Annotated in this window: 8 protein-coding genes; 4 read left to right on the top strand and 4 right to left on the bottom strand. The window is 42.8% G+C overall.

Annotated features, from left to right (window positions below; translation table 11 throughout):
* Window positions 1–289: 289 nt before the first annotated feature.
* The gene (locus tag H8B19_RS13370; protein WP_186507397.1) at window positions 290–1,525 is read left to right on the top strand and encodes an EAL and HDOD domain-containing protein; all 1,236 of its coding nucleotides are present in this window, start codon (window positions 290–292) and stop codon (window positions 1,523–1,525) included.
* Between the two features lie 81 nt (window positions 1,526–1,606).
* Here the strand turns inward: H8B19_RS13370 and argS are convergent, their stop codons facing one another.
* Window positions 1,607–3,343, bottom strand: coding sequence for an arginine--tRNA ligase (gene argS / locus H8B19_RS13365; protein ID WP_186507396.1), 1,737 nt, complete (start codon window positions 3,341–3,343; stop codon window positions 1,607–1,609).
* Window positions 3,344–3,381: 38 nt separating this feature from the next.
* Window positions 3,382–4,971: a peptide chain release factor 3 gene (gene prfC, locus H8B19_RS13360; RefSeq protein ID WP_186507395.1), complete on the bottom strand. Its 1,590-nt coding sequence runs from the start codon at window positions 4,969–4,971 to the stop codon at window positions 3,382–3,384.
* 613 nt (window positions 4,972–5,584) lie between these two features.
* Between prfC and H8B19_RS13355 the strand changes: the two genes are divergently transcribed.
* The 3 genes from H8B19_RS13355 to H8B19_RS13345 are packed head-to-tail and all read left to right on the top strand — an operon-like array spanning window position 5,585 to window position 11,971.
* Window positions 5,585–10,099 carry a PAS domain-containing hybrid sensor histidine kinase/response regulator gene (locus tag H8B19_RS13355; protein WP_186507394.1) on the top strand — a complete coding sequence of 1,505 codons (4,515 nt, stop codon included), beginning with the start codon at window positions 5,585–5,587 and terminating at the stop codon, window positions 10,097–10,099.
* Window positions 10,096–11,040, top strand: coding sequence for a diguanylate cyclase (locus H8B19_RS13350; RefSeq protein WP_186507393.1), 945 nt, complete (start codon window positions 10,096–10,098; stop codon window positions 11,038–11,040). Before H8B19_RS13355 ends, H8B19_RS13350 begins: the two co-directional genes overlap by 4 nt.
* Before the next feature lie 34 nt (window positions 11,041–11,074).
* Window positions 11,075–11,971, top strand: coding sequence for a hypothetical protein (locus H8B19_RS13345; protein WP_186507392.1), 897 nt, complete (start codon window positions 11,075–11,077; stop codon window positions 11,969–11,971).
* Between the two features lie 10 nt (window positions 11,972–11,981).
* On the opposite strand, the gene mazG is transcribed toward H8B19_RS13345, so the two are convergent.
* Entirely contained in the window at window positions 11,982–12,776 is a 795-nt protein-coding gene (gene mazG / locus H8B19_RS13340) for a nucleoside triphosphate pyrophosphohydrolase (protein ID WP_186507391.1), read from the bottom strand.
* Window positions 12,776–14,929 (bottom strand): GTP diphosphokinase, encoded by a 2,154-nt coding sequence (gene relA, locus H8B19_RS13335; RefSeq protein ID WP_186507390.1) that lies wholly within the window; start codon window positions 14,927–14,929, stop codon window positions 12,776–12,778. Before relA ends, mazG begins: the two co-directional genes overlap by 1 nt.
* Between the last annotated feature and the right edge of the window lie 5 nt (window positions 14,930–14,934).

Here is a 14,934-nt window from a genome sequence, read left to right as displayed (position 1 = left end):
GGTATTACCAATATCAAAAATCTGTACATATCAATAAATTATAAAGCCAGTTAAAAGATAGAAAATCCATTTACATCCGTTGAGATTAAAGGATTTTTTAGAACATTGCCCACCTTTATACATTTGCCTGACCAATATAGGTATAATATTAAATACCCATATATAATTTTGTATCACTATAAAAAGCTATACCCATGTATAGTGCGCGTCCACTGGTTGACCTGTCGCAAATATGTACAGAGACATCAGGAAGGCTGGATTATCTTCATCATGGACAAAGGAAAAAGAGATGTACTTCTTTATTGCTCGGCAGCCCATATTCGATAGCAATATGAGTGTAGTGGCATATGAATTATTATTCAGGAATAGTGAAAAAAACATCTTTCCAGCGATAGATCCCAACATCGCTACCAGTCGTATGATCGATGGTATTACCTCAGTTGATGACTGGAACAGTATCCTTCAACACAAAACCGCCTATATTAACTTTACCGCAGAAGCCGTTATCCAGGAGCTTCCGCTTACGCTGCCGCGCAAAAAAATCGTGGTAGAGTTATTAGAAAGTGCAGAGCCCACCCCCGAACTCTTAAAAGCCGTCATTAAATTGCATAATCAAGGCTATAAGGTCGCGCTTGATGATTACGAACATAACCCGGCATGGGAGCCATTTTTACCTTATATACACAGTGTAAAAATCGAAACCCCATTAATCGCACCGCAAAAGCTATTACAAATTTGTAATCGTCTGCAGCACTTTTCCCATTTGATATTACTGGCAGAAAAAATAGAAACCCAGCAAGATTATTTACAAGCTAAAAGCTTAGGATTTGAACATTTTCAGGGATATTTTTTCTGCAAGCCAGAAATGTTTAAATCACGTTTTCTCGGACACTCTCATGCGGCACTACTCAAAGTGATAAAGGAAATTAATCAGGATGAAATCAGCGCAGATAAGGTAGTACAAGCCTGCGAAGGCGATTTGAGATTATCTGTCAAACTTTTACGTTATGTAAATTCTGCGCTGTTTACCCGCACTGTTCCGATTAACTCGATAAAACATGCTGTGAGTTTTTTGGGTAAACGTGAACTACAACGCTTTGTTTATTTAACACTGACTACCTACGCAACATCTGAACGATTATTCGAGGTCATTAAAATATCACTTACCCGTGCACGTTTCTCCGAACTATGGGCCCAGCAAGCTTATAGAGCGGAGTTAAGTGATAAAGCGTTTTTGGGCGGCATGTTATCGGTTGTTGATGCCGTTTTAGGCACTGATATGGAAACCATTATTGAAAGTATAAGCTTGTCTGAGCCACTCAAAAACATTTTACTCAAACGTGATGGTCCCATCGGTTTATGTCTGGTTTTACTGGAAAAAATTGAGCGAGCCGAGTGGCAGCAAGTCGATACACTGTTACCCCAATTAAATATTGGCGCTGAATTAACATCCAAATTATATAATGAAGCAAGTCTGTGGGCTGAAGCGCGCTTAATGATTCTACAAGATAAAGAGGTTGTATAAGTCTTGATCGGGTCTGATTAACTAACCAAAACGCCACTCATTGAGTGGCGTTTTGGTATCTAAATAAGGCCTATGCAGCGGTTACATTTGCTCCATGGTTTCAATACCTAACAAATCCAAACCGGTTTTTAATGTACGGCCGGTCAGGGCTGCCAGGGTTAAACGGCTGTTTTTCACCGACTCATCAATGCCCTCTTTTAAAATTGGGCACGCTTCATAGAAGCTCATAAACAGACTGGCTACATCGTACAAGTAACTACATAACACATGTGGTGTAGCGTCTGCGGTAAGTTGCTTTATTGCCTCAGATAGCTGCAACAACTTAACTGCCAACTGATGCTCCTGAGCTTCCTGTAATGCAATCGGTTCTGCAATCTGACTACCGTCAATTTGAGCTTTACGGAATATGCTTTGCACCCGGGTATATGCATATTGCAGATATGGCGCGGTATTACCCTCAAAACTCAGCATCGTATCCCAGTTGAACATATAATCGGTGGTACGGTTTTTACTTAAATCAGCATATTTCACTGCACCAATACCCACTTTACGCGCAATTTCAGCACGTTGGGCGTCGGATAAATCCGATTCACGTTTTGCCAATAAAACGGTTGAACGCTCAACAGCCTCATCCAGCAACTCAACCAGTTTTACGGTGCCACCGCTACGGGTTTTAAATGGTTTTCCATCACTACCTAACATCATGCCAAACGGGCAGTGTTCATAAGTTTGTCCAGCACCGATAAAGCCGGCTTTACGACCAACAATTTCAGTCTGTTTGAAATGCAGTGCCTGACGCGCATCGGTTAATATCAGAGTACGATCTGCATTGAGTTTCGTGGAACGATAACGCATTGCAGCCAGGTCGGTTGTGGCATACAAATAACCCCCACCGGTTTTTTGCACTATATATACCGCTGGATTACCTTCTTTATCCGCCAGCTCTTCCAGGAAAACGACCTGAGCGCCCTGATCTTCAACCGCAATGCCCTGCTCTTTTAATTCATGCACAACATTGGCTAAATCGTCGTTATAGGCACTTTCGCCCATAATATCGTCACGCGTAAGCGACACATTTAGTTTTTGATAAACCTCTTCACTATGAGTGATAGAAACATCAATGAACTGCTGCCATAACGCCATGCAATTTGCATCACCACCTTGTAGTTTAACCACATAATCACGGGCACGGTCGGCAAATCCCTGTTCTTCATCAAAACGCACTTTGGCTTCGCGGTAAAACACCTCCAGATCAGATAATGCCGTTTCTGCAACCTGATCAGACTCAAGCTTGTCACTCAAATGAGCCAGTAACATTCCAAACTGTGTTCCCCAGTCTCCCATGTGATTCTGACGAATCACTTTGTGCCCCATAAACTCCAGTGTTTTGACCACAGCATCGCCGATAATAGTGGTACGCAGGTGACCTACGTGCATTTCTTTAGCCAGATTCGGTGAAGAGTAATCAACAACAACGGTTTGTTGTTTTTCGGTTTCTATGCCCAAACGGCTGGAATCAGCAGCGTGCTGCAATTGCGACGCTAGCCAGTTGTCATCCAGATGCACATTAATAAAACCTGGACCCGCAATTTCAAGTTTGCTGGCGATACCATCCAGTTGCACTGCTTCAACAATTTTTTCAGCAATATCCCGTGGTTTTTGTTGCAGTTGCTTAGATAGCGCCATGGCACCATTAAACTGATATTCACCAAATTCAGGGCGTGTACTGCGGCTCACAGGAACCGGGGAATCTTTTGGGGCACCAATCGCCACTATTGCTTGCTGAAATTTTTGCTGTAACAGTTGATATATATTCATATTCTCGTTTCGTTAGATTATGTGAGTCAGTCGCAGGATTAATGTTCGCGTGTGGTTCTAAACACAATATCAGGATAACGCTCCTGCGCGAGGGAAAGATTCACCATGGTTGGGGCGATATAAGTCAGATTATCCCCTCCATCCAATGCTAAATTCTGATCGGCTTTACGGCGGAATTCATCAAGTTTACGTTCATTGTCACAATCCACCCAGCGAGCAGTGGCCACGTTAACATGCTCATACAAGGCATCCACATTGTATTCAGCCTTTAAACGTGCAACCACCACGTCAAACTGCAGCACACCCACCGCCCCAACAATCAGGTCGTTGTTAATAAGTGGACGAAATACCTGAACGGCACCTTCTTCCGACAACTGGATAAGGCCTTTTTGCAACTGTTTCTGTTTCAACGGGTCTTTTAAGCGAATTCGTTTAAACAATTCAGGCGCAAAGTTAGGAATACCGCTAAAGCGGAACTTTTCGCCTTCGGTAAACGTATCACCAATTTGTATCGATCCATGATTATGCAGACCAATAATGTCTCCTGCATACGCTGTATCCAGCACTTCACGATCGCCGGCTAAAAAGGTTAACGCGTCGGAAATACGTACGTCTTTTCCAATGCGCGGCTGGTGTAATTTCATGCCTTTTTCGTATTTACCGGACACAATACGGCAAAAAGCGATACGGTCACGGTGTTTTGGATCCATATTGGCCTGAATTTTAAAGACAAAACCACTGAACTTTTCTTCGCTGGCTTCCACTTTACGTTCAGAGGTTTCCCGTCCCTGTGGCGCGGGCGCCCAACTCACAAGGCCATCCAGCATATGATCGACACCAAAGTTTCCTAATGCAGTACCAAAGAACACCGGGGTTAGAGAGCCATCAATAAAAGCCTCGTGGTCAAACTCATTGGATGCGCCTAACACCAATTCAAGTTCATCACGTAATTGCGCCGCTAAGTCGGAACCCACTTTTTCATCCAGCTCAGGATTATCCAAACCTTTAATAACACGCAATTCCTGAATGGTATGACCCTGACCGGTCTGATACAAAATCGTTTCATCACGATGAATATGGTAAACCCCTTTAAACTCTTTCCCACAACCAATTGGCCATGTGATAGGAGCACACAGAATATCCAGTTCCGTTTCTACTTCATCAAGCAATTCCATTGGGTCGCGAATATCACGGTCCAGTTTATTCATAAAGGTGATAATAGGCGTATCGCGTAATCGCGTAACTTCCATCAACTTACGGGTTCTGTCCTCAACCCCTTTAGCCGCATCAATAACCATTAAACAGGAATCGACCGCGGTAAGTGTACGGTAGGTATCTTCCGAAAAATCTTCGTGGCCTGGGGTATCCAGTAAATTAACTAAACTACCGGCATAGGGAAACTGCATCACAGATGTTGTTACCGAGATCCCCCGTTCTTTTTCCATTTCCATCCAGTCTGATTTAGCATGTTGACCGGACTTTTTACCTTTCACCGTCCCGGCTTTTTGTAATGCGTTGCCAAACAACAACACTTTTTCTGTAATGGTGGTTTTACCCGCATCCGGGTGTGAGATAATGGCGAAGGTACGGCGTTTGGCCACTTCAGTTGTTACGGCAGATTTGGACATCTATATAGAATCTTCTGTGCGATAAATACATTGCCACCCGGATAACTATGTATCAGTAGCAAAAATATGAGTTAAAAGGTTATAGGCGCTTATTTTGGCTGAAATTGCCATTTTTAACAATCTGAATGCCCTTTATAAGCTAAATTTATCTGTAATTAACATCAAAACTCCCTTCGCAAAGCCAGATGCAATAGCTCGATTTGTTTTAACTACCAAACGACACGTTTATTAATGTTTTCGTTAACTTTTACGTAAAATTACTGCCCTTCAAGGAAGGCAACTGAAGAGCATCCAGAACGATTAGAGTGTGTATTTCCTACTTAATCAAAACTGATAAATATATTTAAAATCAATACGTTAACTTGAAGCCAGTCATCTCCTTAATAAAAAGAATCGTATAAAATCTCTGCTATACGAAACAATATGTTTTAAAAAAATTGAGCTATATTAATTGTCTGACTACTAAGTAATTTACCCTGTTTTAGTAACAGTAAAATATGCAAAAGTCAGAAGATCAGTGCCAGACTGAATTAAAAGCAGCAGTAGTTAATTCATCAAACCAGTGTTGAATGGATGTGACTAGTACCACGTTAGCACAAGGATTCTATAACCCATGCGATCTCAGCAATTTGTAAACGCTGTTAAAGCACTTTTTTACGGTAATACACATAATTCACTTTTAGTGTGGTGTCTGCCAATCCTTGTTTTGCTCACAGGTTTAATCTTTGGCAAAGGAATAGAAACACAATATACCCAACAAAATAATGAGGAGATTTATCAAAAGCTTCAGGAAAAAGTGGTTGAAATCAGTCAGCAGGTAAAAGAAAAAGTCACGCTTTATCAATATGGTTTGCGTGGATTTCGCGGGGCATTAGTCAGTAATGAAAATTACTTCGACTATCAGGAAATGTTGCGGTACACGCGCAGTCGTGACTATCACAAAGAATTCCCGGGTTCGCGGGGATTTGGATTTATCCGTCGCATTCAGCCCGAGCAGCGCGAAGCATTTGAGCAACAAATGCGTGAAGACAGAGGCAAGCCATTCAAAATCACTCAGCTTAATCAGCATGACGATGAATTATTCGTTATTCAGTATATTGAGCCAGAAAGTAATAACAAAGAAGCCATTGGACTGGATATTGGTTCGGAGAGTAATCGCCGTCAGACTGCAATTGATGCAGCCATCAATAATGAACTTAGACTGACAGGCCCAATTACATTAGTGCAGGCGAAAAAACTAAGTCATCACGGATTTTTGTTATTAATGCCAGTTTATGAGGATAGCGTCCCCCCCAATCCGACACAACGACTGCGGCATACAATTGGCTGGACCTATACTCCACTGTTAATAGGAGAAATACTGGATAATATTGCCAGTATATCAAACGACACTGCTATCCAGATAACCGATATGGATGAACAGCATCCCGTCGCATTTTTTTCCCAAACAAGTCAGTCAAAAGTAAACAATAACTATAAGGCGGAATATCAGTTAGATGTATATGGCCGCAAATGGCTGATTGAAATCACAGCCAGTGATCAATTTATTCAATCATTGCCGCTACAAAACCCACACATCTGGTTCCGGCTAATACTGTTTTTCAGTGCCTTGCTCGCCATTATTGTATGGGTTGTGCAACAAAACTTAATGCGCCGCGCACTGGTACAAAAACAACAGGCTGAACTTGCTGCAATTGTCACCAATGCAAACGAAGCGATAATAGGTAAAGACAATAAAGGAATAATTACCAGCTGGAATCCAGCAGCAGAACAAATGTTTCATTATTCTGAATCGGAAGCACTTGGCACTCCGGTAACACAGCTCATTATTCCTCAACACAAATTAGCCGAGGAACAGCGAATTATCGCTACCATGCAAAGTGGGGACAAAATACGTTCGCTGGATACTGTACGTAAAACACGGGATGGAATTGAAATACCGGTATCCATCAATGTAACCCCAATACTGGATGAACATGGCAAAGTAACTGGTTCAGCCGTCACCATGGTAGATATTTCACATATCAAAAAGGCAGAACAAGCTTTACTCAACGCTAACGAACATTTAGAACAGCAAATAAAATTGCGTACAGCAGAAATTGCTAAAGTATCAGCCTTGCAACAATCTATTTTAGAAAGCTCAGGATACGGCATTATCGCCACTGACTTACACGGTATCGTCACCCTGTTTAACCCCGCAGCAGAAAAAATACTTGGATACAGTGCCAGAGAAGCCGTGGGAAATTTAACCCTGACTGATTTTCACGATATTGAGGAATTACAGCAATTTGCATTAAAACTGGAAGCTCAGCTTGGACGCAAAATTAATCATGACATAGAGGTACTGTTCGCACTAGCAAGCGATAGCGCCAGTAAAAACACCGAATGGTCTTACGTACGAAAAGATCTCACAACATGTCAGATAAACCTGAGTATCAGACCATTACGTAATGAGCATGAGGTTACAAATGGCTATTTGGCGATCCTGTTTGATATGACAGAACACAAAAAACTCGAATTCGAGCTGGATTTAGCCAAACTCTCAACAGAACATACGTCAGATATAGGGTTATGGCTCAATAGTGAAGGGAAAATAATTAAAGCCAACCGCGCAGCTTGCATTCAGCTTGAACAGACTCAAAAAGCCCTGATAGACACGCCCATTTCACAACTATGTTCATACTTTGCAAAAGAAGAATGGCCGGAATATCTGCAACAACTGCGCAACAATCAGCGTTTAAACGTTAATACAGACTTCATCCCCTTCAATAGCGACAACATTCCGGTATCACTGACCTCAACACTGGTTTATTTATCTGGCGAAGATTTTATTTATATTTCTGCGCGCAATATTGCGGAACAGTTACAACGTCAGCAGGAACTGGCAACAGCTAAAGATCAAGCCGATGCAGCGAATCAGGCAAAGTCTGCGTTTCTGGCTAATATGAGTCATGAAATACGTACGCCGATGAACGCGATACTCGGCTTGGTTCAGTTGCTCAAGCAGACCGAGCTCAATGAACGTCAGGACGATTATCTGTCGAAAGTACAAACAGCCGCAAAATCGATGCTTGGTTTACTCAATGACATACTGGATTTTTCTAAAATTGAAGCAGGAAAAATAGAACTGGAGCAACAACATTTTGAGCTACACCAGTTTATGCAGGATATCAGCATTATTCTTTCCGCCAACCTGCAAAATAAAGATATTGAAGTTATTTATGATTTACCCACTCAAAGTCCGCTTAATGTTATCGGTGACCCTCTTCGATTAAAACAAGTAATACTGAATCTGGCAGGCAACGCCATTAAATTTACAGAGCAAGGTGACGTTGTTGTTGGCATAAAAATAGAACAACAGACTGATAAAGAGATGACACTGATGTTTAGTGTCAAAGACACCGGCATAGGCATGACCAAAGAGCAAATAAGTCAGATATTCACCAGCTTTAATCAGGCGGAGACATCTACTAGTCGCCGCTACGGTGGCAGCGGACTTGGTTTATCTATTAGTAAACGTTTGGTGGAATTGATGAATAGCAGGATTGAAGTAACAAGCAAAGTCGGTCAGGGGAGTCATTTCTGGTTTTCCCTCACCTTGCCCAAAGATATCAACGCGATTGAACCTCACGATAACAAAGTGAGCAATGACGATTTAAGAGTATTAATTGTTGATGATAACGAACAGGCCAGAATCATATTAACGGACATTATTGAAAGTTTAGGCTGGAAAGTAGATGCAGCCAGCTCAGGTTTCGAAGGCCTTAGATTGATTCGCGAAGCCAAAAGAGCCAATACTGACTACCAACTGATCTTCCTTGACTGGAAAATGCCCGGGCTTGACGGTTGGCAAACCGCGGAACAAATTCGTGAGATTCAAACTGAAGATAACATTCCGATGGTGGTGATGATATCCGCCTACAGCCGTGAATTACTGGCACAAAAACATCAGTCAGCGGAGAAGTTATTTAATGGATTTTTAGAAAAGCCGGTAACAAAAAATATGATCCTCAATATTATTAATGATGCGCTGGCAGCTAACAATATTATGCAGACAAAATCCAACCTACACACAGACAATATGGATAAAAAACTTGCGGGGTTACGGTTATTGCTGGTGGAGGATAATCCAACCAATCAGCTGGTAGCCTCAGAGTTACTCACGCTGCAAGGGGCAACGGTGGTCATTGCCGATGGCGGAACCTATGCGCTTAAAGAACTGGAAAACTGCGTATTGCCATTTGACTTAATTCTGATGGACATTCAAATGCCTGATCTTGATGGATATCAGACGACAGAACGCATTCGAAAAATGCCGTCATTAAAACAAATTCCGATAGTTGCAATGACAGCAAATGCCATGCAAAGTGACAAAGACGCCTGTTTTGCCGCAGGCATGAATGACCACTTAGGCAAACCGTTTGAAATTGAAGAATTGGTTGACATTATTTTGAAAAACCTTCCCAAAGGCGCAATTCAACAAAAACAACCTGCAGTGACGGACACCCGTTTTCAGCTTTCCCATGAGCTGGAGCGTGTATGTGAACTTAACCACATAGATATTACCACTGCACTAAACCGGCTGGGACATTCACACAAGCTGTATAAACGCATCATAGTCTCACTGGCAGATGATCTTGATACCTATCAGCGACAACTAAAACGTGAAGAACTGGCGTCGGATCGTGAACTTATTGTGCGAATATTCCATACCCTTAAGGGAACAGCTGAAACCGCCGGTTTTACAGAACTGGCAGAATTTGCCAAAGAGCTGGATAACCAACTTAAACAAAAACAACCTATACAGGAACTGGATATCAGCCGTTTTTATACTTTAGCAGCCTTAAGTAAAAAACAAATTGAACAAATCAGCGCATTGTTAGAACCAGATCAACTTCTACCAGAAAAAAACAATGATAATAACGCGTCATTAACTGCAGAGGTTAACCAGTTACTGAGATTGTTGGAAGAATCCAATATGCGCGCTCTGGATTTATTTTCATCACTACGTCCGCAACTAACCAATATAGACAGTGCGATTACGCAAGTTGTTGACAATGCTCTAAATAAGCTGGATTTTATAACTGCAGGTGAACAAATTAAAATCCTCAAGGAACAACTGTCATGAGCGCAAGCTTAATTGCTAAGAAATTAAAACAAAATTATGCAGCTTCGCTGGTGCAAGCCAAAATATTGGTCGTGGACGATCAACCCATTAATATCCAGTTGATTAATCAAACCTTGTCTCAGGACTATAATGTATACATGGCAACCTCAGGTAAACAAGCCATAGATTTTTGTCTTAATAATCAGCCGGATTTGGTTTTAATGGACGTGGTTATGCCAGAGATGGATGGTTTGGAAACCTGCCGTCAAATGAAAGAGATGGAAGAACTGGCGACCATTCCGGTGATATTTGTGACCGGCCTGACAGAACAGGATGAAGAAGATGAATGTTGGGAAGCCGGCGGCATAGACTTTCTAACCAAACCCGTTAATCCTGTTACTCTGCGTAATAGAGTTAAAGCGCAGTTAACCCTTAAATTTCAAACTGACTGGTTAAGAGATCTCGCCTATTTTGACGGTCTGACAGGCGTTTATAATCGTCGTTATTTTGATGATTATTATTTACGTCAAATCAATCACTCCAAGCGTTGCAATCAACCGTTATCGTTAATGATGATAGATATCGACTTCTTCAAACAATACAATGATAACTATGGTCATTTATCTGGTGACGATTGTCTGGTGATGATAGCAGACTGTCTGCAATCAGTATTTCAGCGCCCTAGTGACATCATTGCACGGTTCGGCGGCGAAGAATTTGTTGCCGTTTTACCTGATACAGAGGTTGAAGGCGTTAAATTACTGGCCCAGAAAACCATAGAGAAAGTTCAGTCGCTGAATATCGAACATAACCATTCCCCCTTTGGCATCATTACCATTAGTATTGGCATTGCGCATAAAAGCGGTAATGATCTGGATGATTCTCCGTTAACGCTTAAAGCGGATCAACAGTTATACAAGGCGAAAGCTAACGGTAGAAATACCTTTATGGGTCCGGGTTAAGCCCCTCTGCTTTGCTATTTTACAAGGATGTGAAATGAAAAAATCAAGTCTTTTGTTAATTACTTTCAGCGCTTTCGTTGCCCATGCTCAGGACAGGGTGCTGTACAGTAGCCAATTAAATGAAAAAGCAGTCAGCGCCAGCCTGTCACAGGATGCTTATTATCAAGGTGCGTTTATCAGTTCATCAAAACCTGTAACCTTTTACCCCAGCGGACAATTAGCCAGCGGCCTGTTAAAAGAAAACTTCAGTCAAAATGGCTTCCAGTTTAAACAGGCAACCGCCATATCTTTTTTTGAAAATGGACAAGTTAAAGCGGGTACACTGGCTAAAGAGCTCAATAAAAATCATCTTAAATATATGCAGGACAGTTACGTGCTGTTCTGGAGCAACGGCCAAATCAGAAATGCAACATTGCTGGCGAACAGTCGTCCGGGAAACCACAATTTGGTTCTACCTGTGGATATGGAAGTTCAGTTTAATGCTGACGGTCAGCTCAGTTCTGCATCACCTTTTAAGAATATCAATTATTCGCTATTTAATTACCTGCTCAAAGGTCAGAGCCAGTTTGTCTATGACAATGCATCAAACCAGTATTTTTTATATAAAGGGATATTGGCAGAAGCGCGTATTATTGCCTCAATCATAACCGAGAATGAAAAAGCACTGGCGATCATCGCGCCAAGAAACAGCAGTTTTAGTTTGTATCAGCCATCCAGCGTTTATATTGGTGCTCAACAGCCCTACGACAGCTATTTTATGGGTGATTCATTTAGGTTAAATGGCCGGAACTATGGCCGAAACAGCTTATTGTACGTACGTCATATGTTGCTCAAAAAAATTCAACCTGGTGAAGATATAAGCTTGCCAGGTAAACAGTTAAAAGCGGGCGATATAGTTAGCCTGGATCCTCATGGTAATCCATTACCTTAATCTCCTGAACTCAGGAACTGGTGTTTTTAACCTGCTGCCACGCGGCTTCCATTTCATGCAAAGAGCTGTTTTGCAGCGACTTACCCTGAGAGCCGAGCAAGTGCTCTACCGCACGAAAACGCTGCTCAAATTTACGATTAGCGATACGTAGCGCAGCTTGTGGGTCCACCTTAAGATGCCGCGCCAGATTCACCACGGCAAATAACAAATCGCCGACTTCTTCTTCAATCAATTGCTGATTAACCTGCTTGGCATTCACTTCCTGCAGGACTTCGTCAATTTCTTCATGGATTTTGTCTACGACAGGTTCAAGTTCAGGCCAGTCAAAACCAACTTTGGCACAACGTTTTTGAATTTTATCAGCTTTAAGTAACGGCTCCATGCCAGCGGGGATATTCGCCAGAATGCTGGTACCTTCAGCTAAACCTTTTGCGGCACGTTCGGCTTGTTTAATTGCATCCCACTGATTAGCCAAATCAGCTTCTTCAACGTTTTGTTCAGCAAATACATGGGGATGACGGCGAACCAGTTTATCGGCAATGCTTTGTGCCACTTGTTCAAAATCAAAGGCCTGTTGCTCTTTACCCAGCTGAGCATAAAACACTACCTGGAACAACAAATCGCCTAATTCATCACGGATATCATCCAGATTGCCATCGTCAATGGCGTCAGCCAGTTCATAAGCTTCTTCAATGGTGTAAGGCACTACGCTGGCAAAATCTTGTTTAATATCCCACGGGCAGCCCGTTTGTGGATCGCGTAAACGGGCCATAATATCCAACAGGCGATTAATCTGTGACGACATTAGTTTTCAATCCGGCGCACTGCCTGCACGGCATTAATTTTATCCAGACGCGCCATCATTTTGGCCAGCGAATTAAGGTCTTTCACCTCAAGTTTAAGCTGAATACGTGCGCTGTTATCTTTGGGGTTACTCAAACTATTCACCCCTAACAAACCGACTTTTTCGTTGGCCAGCACTGTGGTGATATCACGCAATAAACCGTCTCTGTCATTGCAAATCACTTCGATATTGGTTTCAAACTGGCCGGTATGTTCAGAGGCCCAGTTAACCTCGATATAACGTTCAGGATGTTCATCCAGTAAATGATGCAACTGATCACAATCTTCCTTATGCACACTCACTCCGCGTCCCATGGTCACATAACCCTGAATAGGATCGCCCGGAAGTGGATGACAGCAACCGGCTAACTGGGTCATTAAGTTACCCACGCCTTCCACTTCCACACTGTCCTTAGCCACACGAGATGATGAACGTTTCTTCAAACGCGGATCTATTGTGGCAGGCGGTGCAAAACGCTGCGCCAGATAATTTACCACCTGATTAATTCTTACATCGCCTGCACCTACCGCAACGTATAAATCATCCAGATGATTGAAATTGAATTTTTCACAGGCATCCCCCACCTGCTTGGTATCCACATTGGCTTTATGCAGTTCACGCTCTAAGGCTTCTTTACCAGCCTGCAGGTTTTTATCTCGGTCCTGCTTTTTAAACCAGGTCTGTATTTTGGCGCGGGCCCGCGAAGAATGAATATATCCCAAACTGGGGTTCATCCAGTCGCGGCTGGGGTTACTGCGTTTGCCGGTTAAGATTTCAACCTGATCACCGGTTTGCAGCTGATAAGTAAATGGCACAATGCGTCCAAAGACTTTGGCACCAATACAGCGGTGCCCCACATTGCTGTGAATGTAATAGGCAAAATCCAACGGGGTTGAACCCATGGGCAAGTCAATTACATCACCGCTTGGGGTAAACACATAGACCCTGTCTTCAAATACCTGGCTGCGCAGCTCTTCAACAATATCGCCGGATTCAGCCATTTCTTCCTGCCACGCCAGAATTTTACGTAACCAGCTGATTTTTTCATCGTAACTGGAACGGCTGCCTGTACTGCCTTCTTTGTATTTCCAGTGCGCGGCAACGCCTAATTCCGATTCCTGATGCATCGCCTGAGTGCGAATCTGAATTTCAATGGTTTTGCCCTGCGGGCCATTAATGACCGTATGAATAGACTGATAGCCATTGGGTTTGGGCGTAGCAATATAATCATCAAACTCACGCGGAATGTGTTTAAACTGCGCGTGTACGATACCCAGCGCGCCATAACAATCCTGTAAGCGATCGGCAATAATACGCACCGCGCGGATGTCAAACAGTTGTTCAAAACCCAGATGTTTTTTCTGCATCTTTTTCCAGATACTGAAAATATGTTTAGGCCGGCCATACACCTCGGCTTTTATATTTTCTGCATCCAAGCTGGCCTGCAAATTGGAAACAAAATCTTCAATATACTGCTCGCGATCGGTACGCTTTTCGTGCAGCAATCCGGCAATTTGTTTGTAGGTCACCGGATGCAGATAACGAAAAGATAAATCTTCCAGCTCCCATTTTAACTGACCGATGCCCAACCGATTAGCCAAAGGGGCGTAGATGCTGGCACATTCTTTGGCCACCAATACACGTGTTTCTTCGTCGGCATCTTTAACCTGACGCAACTGGCAAATGCGTTCAGCCAGTTTAAGAACCACAGCGCGCACATCCTGCACCATAGACAACAACATGCGTCTGACATTATCGATTTGCGCTTCGCTGCTTTTGGCTTTTTTATTGTTATTCAGGCCACGGATGGCATCCATCTGGCGTGCACCGCTAATAAGCTCGCCAATAGCCGGTGAAAACCTCTCATTGATGGTTTCAATTTGCCAATGTTGTTGTTCACATACCGGCAGCAGCATCGCAGCCTGCAAGGTTTCATCGTCCATATGCAGTTCATGTAAAATCTCCACCATTTCCATCGACACGACTGGCACATCGCCAAGCTTTTGCGCGGTACCACTTAAAAGCTGTTTACAAGCTTGTGCAAGCGTTAACTGATTTAGCCAGTCCTGAAATGAGTCAGATTGTTGTTCGTGAACTTTACGAATAGAAACCATTTTGC

It is taken from the genome of Neptunicella marina (assembly GCF_014270035.1).
Classification (GTDB): domain Bacteria; phylum Pseudomonadota; class Gammaproteobacteria; order Enterobacterales; family Alteromonadaceae; genus Neptunicella; species Neptunicella marina.
This window is presented reverse-complemented; position numbering and strand designations above follow the sequence as displayed.